This is a genomic window from Streptomyces sp. NPDC007808 (assembly GCF_042868655.1).
Lineage (GTDB): Bacteria > Actinomycetota > Actinomycetes > Streptomycetales > Streptomycetaceae > Streptomyces.
Window position 1 is genome coordinate 209,072 of record NZ_JBIAEQ010000003.1, and the last position, 22,082, is coordinate 231,153.

The 22,082-nt window shown below is 71.4% G+C and carries 18 protein-coding genes; 4 read left to right on the forward strand and 14 right to left on the reverse strand.

The features are described 5' to 3' along the window. Positions 1–393: 393 nt before the first annotated feature. Positions 394–1,347, reverse strand: a complete 954-nt coding sequence (locus ACFYNL_RS12710; RefSeq protein ID WP_388801109.1) for a 2-hydroxyacid dehydrogenase — start codon at positions 1,345–1,347, stop codon at positions 394–396. A gap of 76 nt (positions 1,348–1,423) precedes the next feature. Between ACFYNL_RS12710 and ACFYNL_RS12715 the strand changes: the two genes are divergently transcribed. Both ACFYNL_RS12715 and ACFYNL_RS12720 read left to right on the forward strand, forming a co-directional pair. Then, on the forward strand, positions 1,424–2,422 hold the full coding sequence (locus ACFYNL_RS12715; protein ID WP_388801111.1) for an aldo/keto reductase: 999 nt from the start codon (positions 1,424–1,426) through the stop codon (positions 2,420–2,422). A 301-nt stretch (positions 2,423–2,723) separates the two neighbouring features. Continuing rightward, the gene (locus ACFYNL_RS12720; RefSeq protein WP_388802668.1) at positions 2,724–3,857 is read left to right on the forward strand and encodes a PQQ-dependent sugar dehydrogenase; all 1,134 of its coding nucleotides are present in this window, start codon (positions 2,724–2,726) and stop codon (positions 3,855–3,857) included. A gap of 49 nt (positions 3,858–3,906) precedes the next feature. Here ACFYNL_RS12720 and ACFYNL_RS12725 read toward each other — a convergent pair whose 3' ends face one another. The 6 genes from ACFYNL_RS12725 to ACFYNL_RS12750 form a co-directional block, all read right to left on the reverse strand. Next, positions 3,907–6,957 carry an AAA family ATPase gene (locus ACFYNL_RS12725; protein ID WP_388802671.1) on the reverse strand — a complete coding sequence of 1,017 codons (3,051 nt, stop codon included), beginning with the start codon at positions 6,955–6,957 and terminating at the stop codon, positions 3,907–3,909. 77 nt (positions 6,958–7,034) lie between these two features. Next, positions 7,035–7,232: a hypothetical protein gene (locus ACFYNL_RS12730; RefSeq protein ID WP_388801114.1), complete on the reverse strand. Its 198-nt coding sequence runs from the start codon at positions 7,230–7,232 to the stop codon at positions 7,035–7,037. A gap of 210 nt (positions 7,233–7,442) precedes the next feature. Continuing rightward, positions 7,443–8,012, reverse strand: a complete 570-nt coding sequence (locus ACFYNL_RS12735) for a hypothetical protein (protein ID WP_388801116.1) — start codon at positions 8,010–8,012, stop codon at positions 7,443–7,445. A 35-nt stretch (positions 8,013–8,047) separates the two neighbouring features. Continuing rightward, on the reverse strand, positions 8,048–8,623 hold the full coding sequence (locus ACFYNL_RS12740; RefSeq protein ID WP_388801119.1) for a GNAT family N-acetyltransferase: 576 nt from the start codon (positions 8,621–8,623) through the stop codon (positions 8,048–8,050). Continuing rightward, positions 8,601–10,847 carry an MMPL family transporter gene (locus ACFYNL_RS12745; protein ID WP_388801122.1) on the reverse strand — a complete coding sequence of 749 codons (2,247 nt, stop codon included), beginning with the start codon at positions 10,845–10,847 and terminating at the stop codon, positions 8,601–8,603. Before ACFYNL_RS12745 ends, ACFYNL_RS12740 begins: the two co-directional genes overlap by 23 nt. 211 nt (positions 10,848–11,058) lie before the next feature. Further along, complete coding sequence (locus ACFYNL_RS12750; RefSeq protein WP_388801123.1) at positions 11,059–11,460, reverse strand: hypothetical protein; 402 nt, start codon at positions 11,458–11,460, stop codon at positions 11,059–11,061. A 187-nt stretch (positions 11,461–11,647) separates the two neighbouring features. Here ACFYNL_RS12750 and ACFYNL_RS12755 point away from each other — a divergent pair, with 187 nt between their 5' ends. Beyond that, the gene (locus ACFYNL_RS12755) at positions 11,648–12,469 is read left to right on the forward strand and encodes an SAM-dependent methyltransferase (protein WP_388801125.1); all 822 of its coding nucleotides are present in this window, start codon (positions 11,648–11,650) and stop codon (positions 12,467–12,469) included. 69 nt (positions 12,470–12,538) lie between these two features. Here the strand turns inward: ACFYNL_RS12755 and gatB are convergent, their stop codons facing one another. The 5 genes from gatB to ACFYNL_RS12780 form a co-directional block, all read right to left on the reverse strand. Next, the gene (gene gatB, locus ACFYNL_RS12760; RefSeq protein ID WP_388801127.1) at positions 12,539–14,053 is read right to left on the reverse strand and encodes an Asp-tRNA(Asn)/Glu-tRNA(Gln) amidotransferase subunit GatB; all 1,515 of its coding nucleotides are present in this window, start codon (positions 14,051–14,053) and stop codon (positions 12,539–12,541) included. Between the two features lie 15 nt (positions 14,054–14,068). Continuing rightward, positions 14,069–14,311 carry a hypothetical protein gene (locus ACFYNL_RS12765; protein ID WP_388801129.1) on the reverse strand — a complete coding sequence of 81 codons (243 nt, stop codon included), beginning with the start codon at positions 14,309–14,311 and terminating at the stop codon, positions 14,069–14,071. Further along, positions 14,308–15,801 (reverse strand): Asp-tRNA(Asn)/Glu-tRNA(Gln) amidotransferase subunit GatA, encoded by a 1,494-nt coding sequence (gatA, locus tag ACFYNL_RS12770; protein WP_388801131.1) that lies wholly within the window; start codon positions 15,799–15,801, stop codon positions 14,308–14,310. The genes ACFYNL_RS12765 and gatA overlap by 4 nt, the downstream gene beginning before the upstream one ends. Before the next feature lie 5 nt (positions 15,802–15,806). Further along, positions 15,807–16,103: an Asp-tRNA(Asn)/Glu-tRNA(Gln) amidotransferase subunit GatC gene (gene gatC / locus ACFYNL_RS12775; protein ID WP_019754397.1), complete on the reverse strand. Its 297-nt coding sequence runs from the start codon at positions 16,101–16,103 to the stop codon at positions 15,807–15,809. A gap of 191 nt (positions 16,104–16,294) precedes the next feature. Continuing rightward, complete coding sequence (locus ACFYNL_RS12780) at positions 16,295–16,666, reverse strand: DUF4267 domain-containing protein (protein WP_388801133.1); 372 nt, start codon at positions 16,664–16,666, stop codon at positions 16,295–16,297. Positions 16,667–16,775: 109 nt separating this feature from the next. Between ACFYNL_RS12780 and ACFYNL_RS12785 the strand changes: the two genes are divergently transcribed. Further along, positions 16,776–17,357 carry a TetR/AcrR family transcriptional regulator gene (locus tag ACFYNL_RS12785; protein ID WP_388801135.1) on the forward strand — a complete coding sequence of 194 codons (582 nt, stop codon included), beginning with the start codon at positions 16,776–16,778 and terminating at the stop codon, positions 17,355–17,357. A gap of 18 nt (positions 17,358–17,375) precedes the next feature. Here the strand turns inward: ACFYNL_RS12785 and ACFYNL_RS12790 are convergent, their stop codons facing one another. Both ACFYNL_RS12790 and ligA read right to left on the reverse strand, forming a co-directional pair. After that, a complete protein-coding gene (locus ACFYNL_RS12790; protein ID WP_388801136.1) occupies positions 17,376–19,610 on the reverse strand; it encodes a putative bifunctional diguanylate cyclase/phosphodiesterase in 2,235 nt (744 codons plus the stop codon). A gap of 262 nt (positions 19,611–19,872) precedes the next feature. Beyond that, a complete protein-coding gene (gene ligA, locus ACFYNL_RS12795; RefSeq protein WP_388801138.1) occupies positions 19,873–22,068 on the reverse strand; it encodes an NAD-dependent DNA ligase LigA in 2,196 nt (731 codons plus the stop codon). Positions 22,069–22,082 lie beyond the last annotated feature (14 nt).

Genomic DNA, 22,082 nt, shown 5'->3' on the forward strand with positions numbered 1-22,082 from the left:
ATGCCGCCTGCGCGTGCTGTGCCTGCGGTGGAGATGGCTGTGGCGGCAGCCGTGGCCGCCGTGCCGGCCACGCCCGCGCGCAGCCGTACCCCAGGGTCGCCGGCGGCGGCCCCGCCGCGTCGGATCGCTCGTCCATAGGCCGTGCATCGCCCGTCGCCCCCCTCACACATCTGAACTGTCCATCCCCGGCGCCGAACTGTGAGCGGCGCATCCCCTGTCGGGACGATACACCAGTCTCGTCACTCAGGGACATAGCGCCTCTACGCTCCGTGACGACCAGCGCATATGCGAGTACGGACCGCTTCCGTGGGATTGCGGAGGGTACTCGAATCGGATGACGGGCACGGTGCGCGCGGCGAGCGGGACCCGCGCGCGCCTCTCAGCCGATGAGCGTCACACGCTTGTCTCGCCCGTCGTGAGGATCACGTTCCGCAGCGGCTCCCGGTTCACATAACGACTCAACTGGTCCACCAGCAACCGCTCGGCGCGCGGCAGGAACGCCGATGTCGGACCGCCCACATGAGGGCTGATCAGCACACCCGGCGCATGCCACAGGGGGTGCTCCCGGGGCAGCGGCTCGGGGTCGGTGACGTCCAGGGCGGCGGTGACGCGCCCGGTCTCCAACTCGGTGAGCAGCGCCTTGGTGTCGACCACGGCTCCACGGGCGACGTTGACCAGCAGCGCGCCGTCCTTCATACGGGCGAGGAAGTCGGCGTTCACCAGGTGGCGGGTGGTGTCCGTCAGGGGCGTGGACAGGATGACGACGTCCGCTTCCGGGAGCAGAGCGGGCAGTTCGGTGAGCGGATGCACAAGTCCGCGCGCCGTGGTGCGCTCAGAGCGCGCGACGCGCGCCACCCGCGCCAGCTCGAAGGGCGCGAGCCTGTCCTCGATCGCGGCGCCGATGGCGCCGTATCCCACGATGAGGACGCTCTTGTCCGCCAGCGCGGGACGGAATCCGCCGAGCCACTCCCCCCTGTCCTGCGCCCGCACGAAGTCGGGGACGCCGCGCAGCGAGGCGAGGATGAGCGTGAGGGTGAGTTCGGCGGTGCTCGCCTCGTGCACCCCTCGCGCGTTGCACAGCTGCACACCCGGCCGCAGGTGCTTGAGGCCCGCCTCGACGTGGTCGGTGCCGGCGGAGAGCGTCTGCACCACCTCCACCGAGCTCATCCGGGGAAGCGGACGCTGCCCGAGGGCGGGCGGCTTCATGTACGGCACGACGTAGAAGGCGCACTCGGCCGGGTCGGCGGGAAAGTCCTCGGCGCCGTCCCAGAAACGGTAGCGCGGACCCTCGGGAAGACCCTCGATCTGTTCCGGCGGGATGGGGAGCCACACGTCAACGGTCGTCATGCCCAGGAGGCTATGTCAGGCGAACAGGAGTGCAGAGGTTAGGTTGGGGTGCCGGAAGAGGGAGGGTTACGGCCAGGTGGAGCGCAGGACGATCGGCGCGGCGGCACTCGCGGTGGGAGCCGTCGGGCTCGGGTGCATGCCGATGAGCTGGGCCTACAGCTCGTCGCGGCAGCGCGGCGAGGAGTCGGTCAGGGCCGTGCACCGGGCGCTCGACGTGGGCTCGACGCTGCTGGACACGGCCGACATGTACGGGCCGTTCACCAACGAGCTTTTGGTGGGGCGGGTGTTGAAGGAACGCCGCCAGGACGCGTTCGTGTCGACCAAGGTCGGTCTGCTGGTGGGCGAGCAGCACATCGTGGCCAACGGCCGTCCCGGCTATGTGAAGCGGGCCTGCGACGCCTCGCTGCGCCGCTTGCAGACGGACGTGATCGACCTCTACCAGTTGCACCGTGCGGACCCCGAGGTCCCGGTCGAGGAGACGTGGGGCGCGATGGCGGAACTCGTCCAGGCCGGAAAAGTACGGGCGTTGGGGTTGTGCGCGGTGGGCGCGCGAGCCGGCCGACGGTCCGGAACCCGCCTGCACGACGCGACGATCCGCCAACTGCAGCGCGTGCAGCAGGTCTTCCCGGTCAGCGCCGTGCAGGCCGAGTTGTCGGTGTGGTCGCCGGAGGCGCTGGAGACGCTGCTGCCCTGGTGCGCGGCGCGCGGGGTGGGATTCCTGGCGGCGATGCCCCTGGGCAACGGCTTCCTGACGGGCACCCTGAAGCCGGGGCAGGGGTTCGAACCGGACGACGTGCGTGCCCGGCATCCGCGCTTCACCGCCGAGATGATGGCGGCGAACCAGCCGATCGTCGTGGGCCTGCGCCGGATCGCGGCCCGGCACGGGGGCGGGGTCACTCCGGCGCAGGTGGCGCTGGCCTGGGTGCTGGCACAGGGGCGGCACGTGGTCGTGGTGCCCGGCACGAAGCAGGAACGCCATGTCTCGGAGAACGCCTCGGCCGCGGGGATACGGCTGACGGCAAAGGACCTGGCCGAGGTGGCGGAGCTGCCCCGGGGGCAGGGCTCCTGGGACTGACGTCGAAGCCGCACGAATCCGGAGCCGGCCGGGCGAGCCGGCAGCGGTGGAAGGCCGAACCCGGGGACCGGGCCGAACCCGGGGACCGAGCCGAACCCAGCGACCGGGCCGAACCCGGGGGCCGAGCCGAACCCAGGGACCGGGCCGAACCCGAGGGCCGGGTCGAAACCAGTCGGGAAGGCGGGGCCTCGATTGAAGGTTCATGGATCGGGAACCTGTGAGGCGCGAGCGGTGTAAGAACAGTAGTACCCGCCGCGTCGAAGGGACCAAGATCGTGCAGCGTCGAGTCGTGACGGCCGTGATGGCCGCGGCCGCACTCCTGCTGACCGCCGCCTGCTCCTCCGGGGACGGGGGGTCGCCGAGCGGCGGCACGGCCGCGGGGCCGAGCAGCACCACCGGGTCCCCATCGGGCGGAAAGGCGTCCGAGGAGACGCCGCCCGCGCAAGGTTCGGTCAAGGTGGTGCGCACGGTCGCCGAGGGCCTGAACACCCCGTGGGGCCTGGCCCCGCTTCCCGACGGCGACCTGCTCGTCTCCTCCCGCGACGACGCGACGATCACCCGGATCGACGGGAAGTCGGGCAAGAAGACCGAACTGGGCGAGGTGCCGGGCGTCTCCCCGGCGGGCGAGGGCGGCCTCATGGGTCTCGCCCTGTCGCCGGACTACGCCTCGGACCACATGGTCTACGCGTACTTCACCTCGGCCTCGGACAACCGCATCGTCCGCATGATCTACAACGAGCAGAAGCCGTCCGGCGAGCAGTTGGGCGCACCCGACACGATCTTCAGAGGCATCCCCAAGGGCTTCGTCCACAACGGTGGCCGAATCGCGTTCGGGCCGGACAAGATGCTGTACGCGGGCACCGGCGAGAGCGGTGACACGGGCCTGTCCCAGGACAAGGACTCCCCGGGCGGCAAGATCCTTCGTCTGACCCCGGAGGGCGAACCGGCCCCCGGCAACCCCTTCCCCGACTCCCCCGTGTACTCGTACGGCCATCGCAACGTCCAGGGCCTGGCCTGGGACTCCGAACAGCGCCTGTTCGCGGCGGAGTTCGGCCAGGACACCTGGGACGAGCTCAACGCGATCAAGCCGGGCGGCAACTACGGCTGGCCGGAGGCGGAGGGCAAGTCCGACGACGCCGACTACGTCAACCCCCTGGCCCAGTGGGGCACCGACGACGCCTCCCCCAGCGGCGTCGCCTACGCCGAGGGCTCCGTCTGGATGGCGGGCCTCAAGGGGCAGCGGCTGTGGCGCGTCCCGCTGAAGGGCACGCAGGCGTCGGCGGACCCGCAGGCGTTCCTGGAGGGCGAGTACGGACGCCTGCGCACGGTCGTCGCGGCGGGCGGCGACAAGCTCTGGGTGACCACGAGCAACACGGACGGCCGTGGCGGTCCGAAGGACGGGGACGACCGGATCCTGCAGCTGCAGGTGCAGTAGGCGACCGGCTCACCTCCCCGGCGGCGGGAGACCGGGCGAGGGCCCGGCGTCATCCGGCGCCGAGCCGCTCCTCGGCTCCCACCTGGAACAAGCCCGTCCGATGCGCCACGGCCGCCGCCTCGCCCCGCCCCGAGACGCCGAGCTTTCCCAGGATGTTGGACACATGGACGCTGGCCGTCTTCGGGGAGATGAACAGTTGCTCGGCTATCTGGCGGTTGGTGCGGCCGGCGGAGACCAGACGCAGGACATCCCGTTCCCGGGTGGTGAGGCCGAGGGCGTCGGCCGGGTCGGCCGGGGGTGGGGCCGAGGTGAGGGAGAGGCGGGCCCGCCGGGCCAGTTGGGCCGTGGCGTCGGCCAGCGGGCGGGCGCCCAGGTGGTCGGCGGTCGCCAGGGTGAGACGGAGCAGTTCGGTGGCGCGGGCACGCTCGTCGTCGCCCCCGACCATGAGCAGTGCCTCGGCCATCCGGTGGCGGACACGGGCGAGGTCGTAGGGGCGTTCCAGGGCTTCGAAGGCGGTGATGACGTCGGACCAGGTGTCGGGGGTGGCCCGGTGCTGTGCCCGGTCGAGTTCGGCTCGGGTCCACTGCTCGTAGGCGAGCCACAGGGGTACGCCGGTGGTGAGTTTGCGGACGGCCTCGAAGAGCCGTTCCAGGAAGGCGGCGCGGCCCTCGGGCACGGGGTGCGGCGCCTGGGCGGCGTCGGACTCGGCGACGGCGGCGGCCAGCAGCAGTGGCCAGGCATAGCGCTGAGTGCCGGGTGGGAAGCCGGTGTTCAGGGCGCGGTCGGCTTCGGCACGGGCGTCCAGGAGGCGGCCCTCCGCGGCTGCGATGCCGAGGGCCAGGCAGGACATCGGCAGCTCGTGCTGCGGCATGGCGTCGTGCGGACCGTAGGAGGCACGGCCGGCGGCCAGATGGCGGGCCGCCTCGGTGACTTCGCCGCGCGCCAGCGCGAGGAAGGCGAGGCTGTTGAAAGCTCCCCCGCGCGGCTGCGCGGACTGCCCGGCCCGCTGGGCGTTGACCGCGGCCTGTGCGGCCTCGCTCCAGCGCCCCAGGGAGATCAGTGAGTCGGCCAGGTTCGACCAGACCCAGGCCTCGGTGCCGCGCAGACCCATCTCCTGGGTGAGCCGCAGGCCCTCGCGCAGGAGGCCGACGGCCTCCTCGGAGCGGCCGATGCCTTCGAGGACGGACGGCAGGTTCACATGGCTGCGGCCCACCACCGACGTCAGGCCGAGGGCGGTCACCCGGTCCCGCACCTCGTACATCTCGGCCAGCCCGGCCTCGATGTCCCCGGCCTCGACCATGAGTCCGCCGAGGGTGAGACGCGCGTTCAGTTCGATGTCCTCGGCGCCCACCATGCGCGCGTACGCGACGGCACGTTCGGCGGCCGACAGGGCCTCGGGGCCTGGCTGGCGCAGCATCGACCACTTGGCGACAAGGGCCAGTACCTCTGCGTGCACCTCCGAGGGCGGCAGGCCGCGCACCAGTTCCTGGGCGGTGCCCAGCTCCTGCCAGCCGTCGCCGCGGGCCTGGGCCTGGACCAGCCGGGAGCGCTGGACCCAGAACCAGGCGGCGCGCAGGGGGTCGCTGTCGTCCTCCAGCAGGTGCAGCGCCCGCTTGGTGATCTTCAGGGCGCGGTCCCGTTCGCCGCACAGCCGGCCGGCGACGGCGGCCTCGGCCATCAGGTCGAGATAGCGCAGGGGTGTGGTCGCGGGGTCACAGCCGCAGGGCGGATAGGCCTCCGTGCAGTCGACGGGGCGCAGCGTGGCCCGCACGGTCTCGGGGGCGGTGTCCCACAGCTCCATCGCGCGTTCCAGCAAGTGGAGTTGCTCGGAGTGGGCGTGCCGGCGGCGGGCGGTGACGGAGGCGTCCAGGACGGCGGGCAGGGCCTTGGCGGGGTCGTTCGCGTGGTACCAGTAGCTGGCGAGCCGCATGACCCGCTCGTCGGCCGGGACGAGTGTCGGATCGGCCTGGAGAGCTTCGGCGTAGCGGCGGTTGAGACGGGAGCGTTCGCCCGGCAGCAGGTCGTCGCCGACGGCCTCGCGGACCAGGGAGTGCCGGAAGCGGTAGCGCTCGCCGCAGGGCGCGGCGATGAGGATGTGGGCGTTCACGGCGGCGCGCAGCGCCTCGATGAGGTCGTCCTCGGCGAGCTGGGCGACGGCGGCGAGCAACCGGTACTCGACGGTGGAACCGCCCTCGGCGACGATCCGGGCGACCCGCTGGGCGCTCTCGGGCAGTCCCTCCACCCGGACGAGGAGCAGGTCCCGAAGGGATTCGGTGAGGCCGGTGCGGCAGCCCTCGTGGGCGGCGACCGCCAGTTCCTCGACGAAGAAGGCGTTGCCGTCGGAGCGTTGGAAGATCTCGTCGACCTGGGCCGGGTCGGGTCGGGCGGCGAGGATGCCGGCGATCTGCCGGCCGACCTCGGCGCGGGTGAAGCGGCCGAGTTCGATACGGCGGACGGTGCGCACGCGGTCGAGTTCGGCGAGGAGCGGGCGCAGCGGGTGCCGACGGTGGATGTCGTCGGAGCGGTAGGTGGCCAGGACGACCAGGCGGCCGGTGCGCAAGGTGCGGTACAGGTAGGCGAGGAGGTGGCGGGTGGAGGCGTCGGCCCAGTGCAGGTCCTCCAGGGCGACGACGACGGTGCGGGTGGCGGCGACCCGTTCCAGGAGCCGGGCGGTGAGTTCGAAGAGGCGGGCCATGCCCTCCTCGTCGGACCGGTCGGCTCCCCGGGGTGGCGCCGTCTCCCCCAACTCGGGCAGCAGACGGGCCAGTTCCTGCTCCTGACCGGCGGCGGCGGCGGTGGCCAGCTCGTCGGGCAGTTCGCGGCGCAGGGCGCGCAGGGCGGTGGAGATGGGGGCGAACGGCAGCCCGTCGGCGCCGATCTCGACACAGCCGCCGAGCGCGACGACGGCGCCCTCGCGGACGGCCGCGGCGGCGAACTCCTCGACGAGGCGGGTCTTGCCTACGCCGGCCTCGCCGCCGATCACCAACGCCTGCGGCTCGCCCGTGGCGGCACGGGCGAGCGCGTCGCCGAGCGTCTCCAACTCGGCTGTCCGACCGACGAACACGGGACTGACTGACCTGGTCTGCACGCGGCCGAGCATCGCATGCGGCGCAGGCAACCGGGCGGTGTCGGGCTCGTTCACCGGACGGACCGGACCGGTCCGTCCTGCCCGGTCCGTCACGCGGCGCGCGCGTGCCGGTGCCGCCGAGGGCGCGGCGTATGCGCCTCCGCTTCCCCCTCACCCGCCGCGGAGCGCTTCGCGGCCGCACGGCGCGCGGCACGGCGGACACGGGCGGCCTCCCGGACCAGCCGGGCGTGCTCGGCCTGCCGGATCAGCTCGACGGAACGGAGGTGGTGGAACTCGTACTCGTACATGACGGATCCCTTGTCTTTCCTGGTGAGAGGGGGGCTTCGGCGTCGTTCGACGCGATGCCCCCACCTTCGTCGCCCAGGGGGGTCCGGCACATCGGGAGAGTTCCGCATCTTCCGCGGCGGGTGGGGCTCCGGACATGCGTAAGGGGGCCTCAGAGCCACCGTAAGAGGTCCTTACGGTGGCTCTGAGGCCCCCAGGGGTCTCGCGTGGTCTCAGCCCACGGACGGAATGCCGAGCAGCACGTCGGTGTACTTCAGAACCGCCAGCAGCAGGCCGATGACACCGAGCGTGACGCCGCCCCAGGCGACCGCCTTGATCCATACGGCCTGCGGCTTGCCGGGTGCCCCGAACGCGGGCCGGATGAGCACGAAGACGCCCACGAGCAGCCCGGCGAGCGCGAACAGCCCGCCCCACAGGGCGGCGGCGTGCCAGCCGTCGACGTAGCCCTCCTGGATCAGCTTGTCGACGTTCGAGTTGGAGGAGTTCTCCAGCTGACCGAGGAGGTTCTCCCGCGCGGTGGCGATCGTGCCCACCCAGCTGCCGGTCAGGGAGACGAGTCCGAGTGCCGCGGAGACGACCGCGCCCGCGCCCTGGCCGACGCCGGAGGGACCTTCTTCGGTGGCCTGAGCGGTCACCTCGTCCCCGGCTTCGGCGTCGTCGTGCTCCGTCGCCTCACCGGCGGCACCGGCGTCGGTCGTCCCGACCGTGTCCACCTTCTCGTCGTCGGTCTTCGCCTTGGTGCCGGTGTCGGCGCCGGTCTCGTCCACTGTCTTCGTTCCCATGCCTCGCACCGTACGGACGCTGTCTGAGAGGTTGCTTAATGATCCTTGTGGGCGGCACGCGTGCGTGCCTCACGCCACTCGGGGGCCAGGATCGACCAGACCTCGAGGTCGTGCCGCACCCCACGATAGGGGTAGCTCTCCCGGCGCACGCCCTCGCAGGTCATGCCGAGCCGCCGGGCCACGTTCAGGCTCGGCGTGTTCCCGGCGGAGGCGATCCACTCGACGCGGTGGATGCCGCGCCGCTCGATCGCGAAGTCGAGGAGCACCCGCATCGCGCGCGTGACGAGCCCTCGCCCGGTGCCGGCGGGCTCCAGCCAGCAGCCGACCTCGCAGTTGGCGTTCTCGGCGTCGAAGTTGAGGAAGAGCACCCCGCCCACCAGCTTCTCCTCCAGCCACAGCCCGTGCAGGGACCCGGTGTCGGCGGCGCGCATGTCGGCGTACCGCTGGAGCACCTCCCGCGCCGACGCCAGGTCCGTGGCCGTCGAGCCGAAGGGGACGTACTGGTTGATGAACTCCCTCCCCCGCTCCAGGTGGGCCAGGAACTCCTCGGCGTGCCAGAGCTCCAGGGGGCGCAGCTCGGCTCCGTCGTCACCCAGCGATATCGCGTACATCCCGCTGTCGCTCCTCCTCCGCCAGCACGTCCGCCACCTCGGCGTCCGTCGCGGCGGCCAGCCTCTCATGGGCGGCACGGGACTCGGGCGGCTCGATGCTGATGCGCGGCATGCGCTTGTCGAGCCAGCGGGGCAGCCACCAGTTGGCGCCGCCGAGCAGGTGCATCAGGGCGGGGACGAGGAGGGTGCGCAGGACGAAGGCGTCCAGGGCGACGGCGGCGGCCAGGGCGATGCCGAACATGGCGATCACGCGGTCGCCGCTGAGGACGAAGGCGAGGAAGACCGAGATCATGATGACCGCGGCGGAGTTGATCACCCGGCTGGTCTCGGCGAGGCCGACACGGACGGCACGCCGGTTGTCGCCGGTCTCCAGCCACTCCTCGTACATCCGGCTGACCAGGAAGACCTGGTAGTCCATGGACAGGCCGAAGAGGACGGACACCATGATCACGGGGAGGAAGGGCTCGATCGGGCCCGCGCGGCCGAGGCCCAGCAGCTCGCTCCCCCACCCCCACTGGAAGATCGCCACGACCACTCCGAAGGCGGCGGCGACGGCGGCGACGTTCATCGCGGCGGCCTTCAGCGGGATGCCGACGGACCGGAAGGCGAGCAGGAGCAGCAGACAGCCGAGGCCGATGACGACGCCGACGAACAGCGGCAGCTTGCCGACGATCACGTCGGCGAAGTCGTCGTAGCCGGCCGTCATGCCCCCGACGTGCACGTCGAGCGAGGTGCCGGTCTCGGCGCGCGGCAGGACCTCGGAGCGCAGCCGGTCGACGAGGTCGCTGGTCTGCTGCGACTGCGGGGCGGACGTGGGTACGACGGTGAGGTACGCGGTGTCCCCGCCGGCGTCGAACGTCACGGGAGTCACCGACGCGACGCCCTCGGTGGTGCGCAGGGTGGCGTCGAGGTTGTCGAGGGCGAGTTTGTCGTCGCCGCCGTCGACCTGGGTGACCAGGGTGAGCGGGCCGTTCACTCCGGGGCCGAAGCCGTCGGCGAGGAGGTCGTAGGCCTGGCGGGTGGTGGAGGTCTGCGGGTTGTTGCCCTGGTCCGAGGTGCCGAGGCGCAGACCGAGGGTGGGCAGGGTGAGGACGGTGATCACGGCGAGGGCTGTCGCGCCGAGCGCCTTGGGGTGGCGCTCCACGAACGCCGACCAGCGGGCGGCGAACCCGGTCGGCAGCTCGGGCTCGGGTCCGTGCTCGGCGAGCCGGCGGCGCTCGCGGCGGCTGAGGGCGCGCATGCCGATGAAGGACAGCAGGGCGGGCAGCAGGGTCACGGAGGCGGCAACCGTGAGGACCACGGTCAGCGAGGCGGCGATCGCGACACCGTTGAGGAAGCCGAGCCGGAGGATCAGCATGCCGAGCAGGGCTATGCAGACCGTCGCACCCGCGAACACCACCGCGCGTCCGGTGGTGGCCACGGCGTGCGTGATCGACTCGGCGACGGGCAGACCGCGTTTCAACCCGCGCCGGTGCCTGGTGACGATGAACAGCGCGTAGTCGATGCCGACGCCGAGCCCGATGAGCATGCCGAGCATGGGCGCGAAGTCGGCGACGGTCATGGCGTGCCCGAGCAGCGCGATCCCGGAGTAGGCGGTGCCGACGCTCACCAGCGCGGTCGCGATGGGCAGCACGGAGGCGGCGAGCGAGCCGAAGGCGAGGAACAGCACCACCGCGGCCACGGCGACCCCGACGACCTCGGCGAGGTGCCCGCCCGGTGATTCGGTGAGCCCGACGGCGCTGCCGCCCAGCTCCACCCGGAGCCCGTCGGCCTCGGCGGCCTCGGCGGCGCTCACGACGGCCTCGGCCTCGCCCTCGTCGAGGTTTTCCGCGCTGTCGTCGAAGGTGACGGTGGCGTACGCCGTGTGCCCGTCCGCGCTGATCTGGGGGGCGCCCTGCTTGTCGTACGGGCTGCCGACGGCCGCGACGCCGGGCAGTTGCGCGATCCTGTCCAGCGTCCGGGTCATGGTCTGCTCGACGTCGGCGGCGCGGACGGTGCCGGACGTGGTGTGCCAGACCACGGTGTCGCTGTCGCCGCCGAGGCCGGGGAAGCCGTCCTGCAGGAGCTGGGTGGCGCGACCGGACTCGGTGCCGGGGACCTCGTAGTCGTTCGAGTACGCGGTGCCCGTCACGACCGCGGCCGCGGACACCCCGCCGAAGGCGAGCAGCCAGAGCAGTACGGCGACGAGGCGGCGTTGGACACACCAACGTGCAAGGGCTGCCACGAACGTGCTCCCGGGGGCGATGTGTGGATCTTTGATCGGGAACAGTCGTCCATGAAGTGAACAGCCCGCAAAGAACGCATGAGCGATGTGAAGCAAACTCTCGCAGGTGACGGAGATCGTTTGCCGCGTTCGTGGGGTTGCTCACAGGAGTGGGAGGCAGATCACAGGACAGTAACGGCCACTTTGTCGTTCCGGAGTGGCACGTCTCACATCAGTCGAACTGATCCCCCAGCGCCATCACCATCACTCCGGCGACGAGAAGCCACAGCGCCCGCCGGGTGCGCCCCCGGGAACCGAGAAACGCCGCGAGCGCGCAGACGGCGGCCCCGAAGGCATAGGCGGCCGGCACGAGAGCCGGGGCGGAGCCGGCGGTACGGAGCGTCGACGCGGCCAGCCCGGCCAGGGCGAGGAGCACCCCGGTGCCCGTCGCCGTCCAACGGGCCCGCCGGGCCACCTGCGCCGGGTCGTCGACGTCCTCCGGGTCCTCGGCGTCCTCGGCGTCCTCGGCGTCCAGGCCGTCGACATCCTCAAGGCCCTCGGCTCGCCCGTCCTCGGGCCTGTCGGACTGCTCCTCCCGCATCTCGGCTATCTCGGAATCTCCGCGTCCACTCATGGCCGGGGAGCGTAGCGCGTCGCGCGGGAAAAGCTGATGCGGGGCGATCCCGCGCACTGCTAGCTTCCGAAGGTCAGCCGTCCCGCGGCACACCGCCGCCGACCTGGGCAGGTGCATTGTTTGAGCGTCCGACCGAGCTCCTCCGCATCCCGTTTCGCTTCCCCGGACACAAGGAGCCCGTTCACCGATGCCGGACATCACCTCGAAGGCCTCGAAGGCCTCGACGAGTGAGGACCTCACCCAGCGGGTGACCAACCCCCGCTACCCGCTCAGCAACGGCTACGACCCCCGCTGGGTCGTCGACAACCAGATGGGCCCGAACGCACTCTGGCTGCTGGAGTGGCTGGCCCCCGCCCTCGGCCCGGACGCCCTGCGCCCCGGCGCACGCGTCCTCGACCTGGGCTGCGGCCGGGCGATGACCTCCGTCTTCCTGGCCAGGGAGTACGACGCACAGGTCACCGCCGCCGACCTGTGGATCAAGCCGGACGACAACGCCCGGCGCATCGCCGAGGCGGGATGCGCCGACCGTGTGCTGCCCGTGCACGCCGAGGCGCACGCCCTGCCGTTCGCCGAGGGCAGCTTCGACTCGATCGTGAGCATCGACGCGTACCACTACTTCGGCACCGCCGACCTCTATCTGCCCACGCTCACCCGGCTGCTCAAGCCCGGCGGGCGGATCGGTGTCGTCGTACCGGCGCTGCGGGAGGAGTTCGACGGCGTCCAGCCGCCGCAGCCCCTCAAGCAGTACTGGGAGCGGGATCCCGGCTTCTGGGCGTTCCACTGCGCCGACTGGTGGCGGCGCCACTGGAGTCGCAGCGGGGTCGTCGAGGTCGAGGCCGCCGACTGGCAGCCCGACGGCTGGCGGGACTGGCTGCGATGGAGCGAGGTGGTCGCCGAGGAGAGCACGGAGGCGTTCCACGTGGACGCGGCGGGCTGGTGCGCCGAGATGCTGCGCCTCGACCAGGGGCGCACGCTGGGCTTCGTACGACTCGTGGGGCGCCGTCTGTGAGAACGCGCCGAGGGGGCGCATCGCTGTCGATGCGCCCCCTCGGGGTTCACGCCCGTGGGCCCGGGGGCCTCAGCCCTCGCTGACGCCCAGCTTCTGAAGGATCAGCTCCTTGACGCGCGCCGCGTCGGCCTGACCCCGGGTCGCCTTCATGACCGCGCCGACCAGGGCGCCGGCCGCGGCCACCTTGCCGCCGCGGATCTTGTCGGCGATGGCCGGGTTGCCGGCGATGGCCTCCTCGACGGCGGCGGTCAGAGCGCCCTCGTCGGAGACGACCTTCAGACCGCGCTTGTCGACGACCTCGTCCGGGGTGCCCTCGCCCGCGAGGACGCCCTCGATGACCTGGCGGGCCAGCTTGTCGTTCAGGTCACCCTTCGAGACCAGCTCGGTGACCCGGGCGACCTGCGCCGGAGTGATCGCCAGCTCGTCGAGCGCCTTGCCCGACTCGTTGGCGCTGCGGGCCAGTTCACCCATCCACCACTTGCGGGCGGAGGCCGCGTCGGCACCGGCGTCGATGGTGGCGACGATCAGGTCCAGGGCACCGGCGTTGAGGATCGCCTGCATGTCGACGGCCGAAATACCCCACTCCGCGAGGAGCCGGGTACGGCGGGCCAGCGGCAGCTCGGGCAGGGCCGCCCGGATCTCCTCGACCCACTCGCGCGAGGGTGCCACCGGCACCAGGTCCGGCTCGGGGAAGTACCGGTAGTCCTCGGCCTCCTCCTTCACCCGGCCCGAGGTCGTGGACCCGGTGTCCTCGTGGAAGTGGCGGGTCTCCTGGACGATCGTGCCGCCTGACGACAGCACCGCCGCATGGCGCTGGATCTCGTAACGGCAGGCCCGCTCCACGGATCGCAGCGAGTTGACGTTCTTCGTCTCGGAGCGCGTGCCGAACTTCTCGGTGCCGTTCGGGCGCAGCGACAGGTTCACGTCGCAGCGCATCTGGCCCATCTCCATGCGGGCCTCGGAGACGCCGAGCGACCTGATGAGCTCGCGCAGCTCACGGACGTACGCCTTCGCCACCTCGGGAGCACGCTCACCCGCGCCCACGATCGGCTTGGTGACGATCTCGATGAGCGGGATGCCGGCGCGGTTGTAGTCCAGCAGCGAGTGCGAGGCGCCGTGGATACGGCCCGTCGCGCCGCCCACGTGCGTGGACTTGCCGGTGTCCTCCTCCATGTGGGCGCGCTCGATCTCCACGCGGAAGGTCTCGCCGTCCTCCAGCTGGACGTCGAGGTAGCCGTTGAAGGCGATCGGCTCGTCGTACTGGGAGGTCTGGAAGTTCTTCGGCATGTCCGGATAGAAGTAGTTCTTCCGGGCGAAGCGGCACCACTCGGCGATCTCGCAGTTCAGCGCGAGACCGATCTTGATCGCGGACTCGACGCCGGTCGCGTTGACGACCGGGAGCGCGCCGGGCAGGCCGAGGCAGACGGGGCAGGTCTGGGTGTTGGCGTCCTGCCCGAGGGCGGTCGAACAGCCGCAGAACATCTTGGTCTTGGTGCCGAGTTCGACATGGACCTCAAGGCCCATGACGGGGTCGTACGACGCCAGCGCGTCCTCGTACGACACCAGGTCGGTCGTGGTGGTCACGGTGAAACTTCCCTCTCAGCCCAGCAGGACGTCGTCGTCGCCCAGCCGCTTCAGCTCGCGGTAGAGGATGGCGAGGCCGGTGACGATGGCGGTGGCGGACACGGCGGCGTCGATCAGGCGCAGCGTGTCGCTCTCCACGCGGGCCTTCTTGGCCTGCTTGACGACGTTGACCGCACCGAACGCGGTGGTGGCCATGGACAGGTACAGGCCGGACCTGGACTTCTTGAAGCCCTTGGCCTTGGACATTGCCTTACTCACAGCGACGGAGCCTCCTCGATCAGCGGGTGACCCCACTTTTCCACGAAGGCCGCCTCGACGGCCGCCCCGACCTTGTACAGGCGGTCGTCCTTCATCGCCGGGGCGATGATCTGCAGGCCGACCGGAAGGTTGTCCTCGGGTGCCAGACCGCAGGGCAGCGACATGGCCGCGTTGCCGGCGAGGTTCGTCGGGATGGTGCACAGGTCGGCGAGGTACATCGCCATCGGGTCGTCGGCACGCTCGCCGATCGCGAAGGCGGTGGTCGGCGTCGTCGGGGAGACGATCACGTCGACCTGCTCGAAGGCCTTCTCGAAGTCGCGCGTGATGAGCGTGCGGACCTTCTGGGCGCTGCCGTAGTACGCGTCGTAGTAGCCGGAGCTCAGGGCGTACGTGCCGAGCATGATGCGGCGCTTCACCTCCGGGCCGAAGCCCGCCTCACGGGTGAGGGAGGTGACCTCCTCGGCGGAGTGCGTGCCGTCGTCGCCGGTCCGCAGGCCGTAGCGCAGGCCGTCGAAGCGGGCGAGGTTGGAGGAGCACTCGGAGGGCGCGATCAGGTAGTACGCCGACAGCGCCAGATCGAAGGACGGGCAGTCCAGTTCGACGATCTCGGCGCCGAGTTCCTTCAGCAGCTCGACGGACTCGTCGAACCGCTGGATGACTCCGGCCTGGTAGCCCTCACCGCGGAACTGCTTGACGACACCGACGCGCATGCCCTGGACGCTGCCGTTGCGGGCGGCCTCGACGACCGGCGGGACCGGGGCGTCGATGGAGGTCGAGTCCAGCGGGTCGTGCCCGGCGATGACCTCGTGGAGCAGGGCCGCGTCCAGGACCGTACGGGCGCAGGGCCCGCCCTGGTCGAGGGAGGAGGAGAAGGCGACCATGCCGTAGCGGGACACGGCCCCGTACGTCGGCTTGACGCCGACCGTGCCGGTGACGGCGGCCGGCTGGCGGATGGAGCCGCCGGTGTCGGTGCCGATGGCGAGGGGCGCCTGGAAGGAGGCGAGCGCGGCGGAGGAGCCACCGCCCGAACCACCGGGGATCTTGGTGAGGTCCCAGGGGTTGCCGGTCGGCCCGTAGGCGCTGTTCTCGGTCGAGGACCCCATGGCGAACTCGTCCATGTTGGTCTTGCCGAGGATGACGACGTCAGCGGCCTTGAGCTTCTTGGTGAGGGTGGCGTCGTACGGCGGGATCCACCCTTCGAGGATCTTCGAGCCGACGGTCGTCGGGATGCCCTCGGTGGTGAAGATGTCCTTGAGCGCGAGGGGGACACCGGCCAGCGGACCGAGCTTCTCCCCCTTGGCCCGCTTCTCGTCGACGGCGCGGGCCTGCGCGAGGGCACCCTCACGGTCGACGTGCAGGAAGGCGTGCACCTTCTCGTCGACGGCCTCGATGCGGGCCAGGTGGGCCTCGGTGACCTCGACCGCGGTGAGCTCGCCGGAGGCGATCTTCTCGGCGGTCTCGGCGGCCGTGAGCTTGATGATGTCCGTCATGGCGATTAGTCCTCCCCCAGGATCTGCGGCACCTTGAAACGCTGCTGCTCCTGGGCCGGGGCGCCGGAGAGCGCCTGCTCGGGGGTGAGCGAGGGACGGACCTCGTCCTCGCGCATGACGTTCGTCAGCGGGAGCGGGTGCGAGGTCGGCGGTACGTCTTGGTCGGCGACCTCGCTGACGCGGGCGACCGCGCCGATGATGTCGTCGAGCTGGCCTGCGAAGTGGTCGAGCTCTTCGGGCTTCAGCTCCAGACGCGCCAGCCGGGCGAGGTGGGCGACCTCCTCGCGCGTGATGCCAGGCATGCAGCGATCCTCTGGGTGAGTGTGTGTGGTTTGGCGCCAATCCTATGGGGCGGGGACCGATGCCCGTGAAACGGTTTCGCTCTGCCCTGCGGTACGGCCTCCGGCGATACGTCAATGGGCGGTACGGCAACCTGCGGTGGGTCGCCCGCCGGCACGACACTTCTAGGACGCCGTCCGGCGGATCCGCCGGCTCACACGGCGAACAGCAGCGCCGCGCTGATCAGCACGACGACGGCCGTGGCGAAGTGGATCCCGAACGCCACCGCCTTCGCCCCGCCGTGGCGCAGCACGATCACGGTGTCGAACAGCGGGATCACCGCCACGCAGAGCATGAACCACGCCCCGGCCTCGGCGCCGACGAATGCCAGCAGCGCCAGCCCCAGCGCCCCGAAGGCGCCGTCGCGCAACCCCTTGATCGTGAGATACGCGGAGGCGTCGCCCTCGGGGTCGGCCGGGACGCCGTAGCCGGCGGCGGAGGGGCCGGGCCGAAGGACGAAGCCGACCCCCATGTACAGGACGAACAGATTGAGCACGACGGCCAGGGTGTACGCGGTCACGGTCATGGCGGTTCTCCTCGTCGGGTGGGCGGCACAGATTCACTAGCAGCGCTAGCGACAAGAGCGAAGCTAGCAGAGCGGCGACAGATTGGCTAGCACTGCTAGAATCCCGGTCATGACCATCCAGACGCGCCGGGAGCGCGAACGAGCGGAGCGCGAGCGGCTGATCGTCAAGGCCGCACAGGAGCTGGCGGAGGCCGAGGGCTGGGAAGCGGTCACCACGCGCCGCCTGGCGGCGGAGATCGAGTACAGCCAGCCCGTCCTCTACAGCCACTTCAAGGGCAAGGACGCGATCATGGCGGCGGTGGCCGTGCAGGGCTGCGCCGAGATGGCCGCCGAGTTGCGTACGGCGCGCGCGGCGGCGAAAGGCAGGCGCGGGGCGCTTGCGGCGGTGGGCGAGGCGTACACGGCGTTCGCGCGGCGCCGGCCGGCGTTGTACGACGCGATGTTCACCCACCGGGTGGACCTGCCGTTCGCCACGCCGGAGGCGCCCGCGCCGCTGCAGGAAGCCTTCGGGGAGCTACGGCGCGCAGTGGAGCCGATCGCGAGGGAGGGCGAGGACCCGGGTCTGCTGACGGAGACCTACTGGGCGGGTCTGCACGGCCTGGTCACGCTGATGCGCAGCGGACGGCTGCCGGAGGGGGCGCACGAGCGGCGGCTGGAGCTGCTGACGGGGCACTTCACCGCGGGAACGTAGGGCGGCGGAGCGGTCGAGTCACTCGGCGGCCGGCAACGCGGCGCGGGGGCGCTGCCAGCCCCGCGAGCCCCGCGCCCGCAGCCACGCCGTCGTCTCGTCCGCGGGCATCGCCGCCGCGACCAGCCAGCCCTGGACGGCGTCGCAGCCCAGGTCCCGCAGCCGCTCCCACGTCTCGTCGTCCTCGACGCCCTCGGCGACCACGAGCAGGCCGAGAGAGTGCGCCAGATCCACGGTGCAGCGCACGATCTCCGCGTCCTCGTTGTCCACCGCGAGCCGGGCCACGAACGAGCGATCGATCTTCAGCTCGCTCACGGGCAGCCGTCTCAGGTGCACGAGCGAGGAGTACCCGGTGCCGAAGTCGTCCAGGGACATCTTCACGCCGTGACCGGTCAGACCGGCGAGGGTGTCCGCGGCACGCTGCGGGTCCTCCAGGAGGACGTGTTCCGTTATCTCCAGCTGGAGCGCCCCCGCCGGGACTCCGTGCCGGGCGAGCCGCGCCGCGACCGAGCCCGCGAATCCGGGCGTGTGGACGTCACGCGGGGAGACATTGACCGCGACCGGCACGTACAGGCCCTGGGAGCGCCACTGGGCCACCTGCCCGAGCGCCGTCTCCAGCACGTACTCGGTCAGATGCGGCATCAGCCCCGACGACTCGGCGATCGCTATGAACTCGTCCGGCGGCACCTTCCCGCGCTCGGGGTGCACCCAGCGGACCAGCGCCTCCAGACCGGCGACCTGTCCGTCGAAGCGGACCTTCGGCTGGTAGTGCAGGTCGACCTCGTGCGCGTCGAGGGCGCGGCGCAGATCGCCGAGCAGACCCAGGCGGTCCGGGGTGTTGGAGTCCCGCTTCGATTCGTAGACCTCCACGCCCGTGCGGTCCCGCTTCGCCTGGTACATCGCGACGTCGGCCCGCCGGAGCAGTCCCTCGGCGTCGAGGGCGTGGTCGGGGAAGACGGCGACGCCGGCGCTGGCTTCCAGGACCAGGGTGAGGCCGTCGAGGTCGAGCGGGGAGCTGAGGGCCGCGACGAGACCACGGGCGACCCGGGTGGCCGACGTCGTGGAATCGGCGACCGGCAGTAAGACGGCGAACTCGTCGCCGCCGAGCCGCGCGGCCTCCGCTCCGCGCGGCAGTGCGAGTCGCAGCCGGTCGGCGATCTGCAGAAGCAACCGGTCACCGGCGAGATGGCCGAGCGTGTCATTGACCGATCGGAAACGGTCGAGGTCGATCAGCATCAGGGCGGACCGGGCGCCGATGCGCTCGGCGTCGTCGAGCGCGGTCCAGATGCGCTCCAGCAGCCACTGCCGGTTGGGCAGCCCGGTCAGCGGGTCGCGCAGCTGCTCCTCCGCCCGGGCCCGGGCTATCCACAGCGTGGAGTCCAGGGCGATGAGCGGGATGGCGAACAGGGGCAGCAGAAGGGGCTTGGCGGTGGCCACCACGCACACCAGCGGTGCGATGCCGAGCAGTGCGACGGCGACGAGGCCCTGTCTGACCAGCGCGGTACGGGCGACGGTGGGCAGACCGCCGCGCGGGGCGTGCAGATACCAGATCAGGACCCGGGTGACCGCGAGGTAGGCGACGGCGACCAGCACCACCCCGGGGAGGGTGTAGAGGGTCCAGGTGTCCGGGTCCCAGGGGTTCTCGACGGTCGGGACACGTCCGAAGGCGGCCAGCACGAGGGCGCCGGCGGCGATGCCGAGGATGTCCACGGCCCCGTGCAGCACGCCCTGTCGCCAGCGGCCCCGGCGGGCGGCCCCGACCAGGACGACGACGGTGAGGCTGACCATGCCGGCGGGCACCCAGCCGTACAACATGAGCACGGCGAGGGTGAGGGCGGCGCCGGAGCCGGTGCCGCCCCACCAGCGGGCGCGCCCGAGGGCGACGAGGTGGCCGACGATGATGCCGGTCAGCACGGCCAGGGACCAGCCGACGGTGCCGGACGGGAAGAGGGCGTGGTCGCCGGTGAACGCCCGGTAGAACCCCCCGCCGAGAACGAACCCGGCGGCCGCGACGACCGCCGCGGGCAGCGCGGGCCAGGACAGGTGCCGGTCGTGGTCGGAGCCCGCCAGTGCGTCGGCGCGCTCGGCGTCGCGCCGCACCCCGACGGGGTGCGTCCGAGCCACGGCGCGCTGCCCCGCGCTCCCCGCGCCGCTTTCCACCCGCGAACGCTCTGCGGTGCGCGCCGCGCGCTCCCGCCACACGCCCGTCATCCGGCGCAGCCGTGAGTGCGGGGCGGCGCTATCGGTCGGTTCCATTCCCGTCCCTCTCACAACCGGCGGTGCCCACGCCACGCGGCCCGATGCCCGACGACAACCCTCAACGGCACCGCGATGGAAAACCCTTCCCCCGCCCCCGAGGAGCAGGGGGGATGCCCCGACCGCAGCTGGGCACGGCGGGCGCACCCCTCAACAGTAGGCCGCAGAAGGCTTCCACGGGCAGCGGTCGTCGACGGTTGCCCGAATGCGCCCCAGCCACCCGTATGCATCTGGTATGCGCCGATCAGGGCAAGTTCAACCGCTACTGCTCCGTCGGCAGTGCGACTTCGGCCGCCGCTTCGGGTCCCTGTTCCAGCAGGACCCCGAAACCGTCCTCGTTCAGAACAGGCACCTTGAGCTGCATGGCCTTGTCGTACTTGGACCCAGGACTGTCACCGACGACAACAAAGGAGGTCTTCTTCGAAACGGAACCGGTCACCTTCGCTCCGCGACTTTGCAGTGCCTCCTTGGCGCCGTCGCGGGTGAAGCTCTCCAGCGTGCCGGTGACGACGACGGTAAGCCCTTCCAGCGGACGGGGCCCTTCGTCCTCGCCGGTGGACTGTTCCTCCAGCGGAACTCCGGCGGCCTTCCACTTGCGGACGATCTCGCGGTGCCACTCCTCGGCGAACCATTCCTTGAGCGCGGCCGCGATGATGGGGCCGACGCCGCTGGTCCCCGCCAACTCCTCTTCCGTGGCCTGCTCGATGCGGTCCACCGAGCGGAACTCCCGTGCGAGGGCCTGCGCCGCCACCGGTCCGACGTGCCGGATGGACAGGCCGTTGAGGAACCGGGCCAGCGGACGCTGCTTCGCCGCCTCGATGTTCGCCAGCAGGGCGAGGGTGTTCTTCTTCGGTTCGCCCTTCTGGTTGGCGAAGACCGTGACGACCTTCTCCTCGCCGGTCTTGGGGTCCCGCTTCGGCAGGCCGCTGTCCGGATCGAGGACATAGGCCCTGATCGGCAGCAGCTTCTCGACCGTCAGGTCGAACAGGTCGCCCTCGTCGACCAGCGGCGGGTCGGCCGGCTCCAGCGGACGGGTGAGCGCGGCGGCGGCCACGTCACCGAAGTGCTCGATGTCCAGGCACTCGCGGCCCGCGAGGTAGGAGACCCGCTCCCGCAACTGGGCCGGGCAGGTACGGGCGTTGGGGCAACGCAGGTCGATGTCGCCCTCCTTCATGGGCCTGAGCGCCGTACCGCATTCGGGGCACTCGCCCGGCATCACGAACTCCCGCTCGCTGCCGTCGCGCAGGTCGACGACCGGGCCGAGGATCTCCGGGATGACGTCCCCGGCCTTGCGGATGACCACGGTGTCGCCGATGAGCACGCCCTTGGCCTTGACGACCTCCTGGTTGTGCAGGGTCGCGAACTCGACCTCACTGCCCGCGACGGTGACCGGCTCGACCTGGGCGTACGGCGTGACCCGGCCGGTGCGGCCGACGCCGACCTTGATGTCGACGAGCTTGGTGTTGACCTCCTCCGGCGCGTACTTGTACGCGATCGCCCAGCGCGGCGCACGCGCGGTGGAGCCGAGGCGGCCCTGCAGGCGGATCTCGTCGAGCTTGACGACGACCCCGTCGATCTCGTGCTCGACGGAGTGGCGGTTCTCGCCGTAGTGGGCGATGAACTCCCTTACGCCGCCGAGGTCGTCGACCACCCGGTTGTGCCGCGAGGTGGGCAGGCCCCAGGTCTTGAGGAGGTCGTAGGCCTGGGAGAGGCGGGTCATGCCCGTGAAGCCCTCCAGGGCGCCGATGCCGTGGACGACCATGTGCAGCGGGCGGGTGGCGGTGACCCGCGGGTCCTTCTGGCGCAGCGAACCGGCGGCGGCGTTACGGGGGTTGGCGAAGGGCTTGTCGCCCGCGGCGACCAGTCGCTCGTTGAGGTCGAGGAACTTCTCCATCGGGAAGTAGACCTCGCCGCGGATCTCCACCAGGTCGGGGACGTCCTCGCCCTTGAGGCGGTCCGGGATCTCCGCGATGGTCCGGACGTTCGGGGTGATGTCCTCGCCGGTGCGGCCGTCGCCCCGGGTCGCGGCGCGGGTGAGGCGGCCGTTGACGTACGTGAGGTTGACGGCGAGGCCGTCGACCTTCAGCTCGCACAGGAAGTGGTACTCCTGCTCGCCCAGTTCCCGCGCGATGCGGTCGGCCCAGGCGGCGAGTTCGTCGTCGTTGAAGGTGTTGTCGAGCGAGAGCATCCGCTGGCGGTGCTCGACGGCCGTGAACTCCGTCTCGTAGGACCCGGCGACCTTCTGGGTCGGGGAGTCCGGCGTGCGCAGCTCCGGGTGCTTGTCCTCCAGGGCCTCCAGCGTCTTCAGCAGCTTGTCGAAGTCCGCGTCGCTGATGACCGGCGCGTCCTTCACGTAGTACCGGAAGCGGTGCTCCTCGACCTGCTCCGCCAGCTTCGCGTGCTCTTCGCGGGCCTCGGCTGGCACCGCCGTCGTCTCCGCCTGCTTGTCGCCGGCCACCGTGTTGTCCTCCC

Excerpts from the sequence above, each read along its gene's own strand:
- ACFYNL_RS12710 (WP_388801109.1), bottom strand. The coding sequence starts at position 1,347 with ATGACGACCGTTGACGTGTGGCTCCCCATCCCGCCGGAACAGATCGAG.
- ACFYNL_RS12720 (WP_388802668.1), top strand. The coding sequence starts at position 2,724 with ATGGCCGCGGCCGCACTCCTGCTGACCGCCGCCTGCTCCTCCGGGGAC.
- ACFYNL_RS12725 (WP_388802671.1), bottom strand. The coding sequence starts at position 6,957 with ATGCTCGGCCGCGTGCAGACCAGGTCAGTCAGTCCCGTGTTCGTCGGT.
- ACFYNL_RS12730 (WP_388801114.1), bottom strand. The coding sequence starts at position 7,232 with ATGTACGAGTACGAGTTCCACCACCTCCGTTCCGTCGAGCTGATCCGG.
- ACFYNL_RS12735 (WP_388801116.1), bottom strand. The coding sequence starts at position 8,012 with ATGGGAACGAAGACAGTGGACGAGACCGGCGCCGACACCGGCACCAAG.
- ACFYNL_RS12740 (WP_388801119.1), bottom strand. The coding sequence starts at position 8,623 with ATGTACGCGATATCGCTGGGTGACGACGGAGCCGAGCTGCGCCCCCTG.
- ACFYNL_RS12750 (WP_388801123.1), bottom strand. The coding sequence starts at position 11,460 with ATGAGTGGACGCGGAGATTCCGAGATAGCCGAGATGCGGGAGGAGCAG.
- ACFYNL_RS12755 (WP_388801125.1), top strand. The coding sequence starts at position 11,648 with ATGCCGGACATCACCTCGAAGGCCTCGAAGGCCTCGACGAGTGAGGAC.
- gatA (WP_388801131.1), bottom strand. The coding sequence starts at position 15,801 with ATGACGGACATCATCAAGCTCACGGCCGCCGAGACCGCCGAGAAGATC.
- gatC (WP_019754397.1), bottom strand. The coding sequence starts at position 16,103 with ATGCCTGGCATCACGCGCGAGGAGGTCGCCCACCTCGCCCGGCTGGCG.
- ACFYNL_RS12780 (WP_388801133.1), bottom strand. The coding sequence starts at position 16,666 with ATGACCGTGACCGCGTACACCCTGGCCGTCGTGCTCAATCTGTTCGTC.
- ACFYNL_RS12785 (WP_388801135.1), top strand. The coding sequence starts at position 16,776 with ATGACCATCCAGACGCGCCGGGAGCGCGAACGAGCGGAGCGCGAGCGG.
- ACFYNL_RS12790 (WP_388801136.1), bottom strand. The coding sequence starts at position 19,610 with ATGGAACCGACCGATAGCGCCGCCCCGCACTCACGGCTGCGCCGGATG.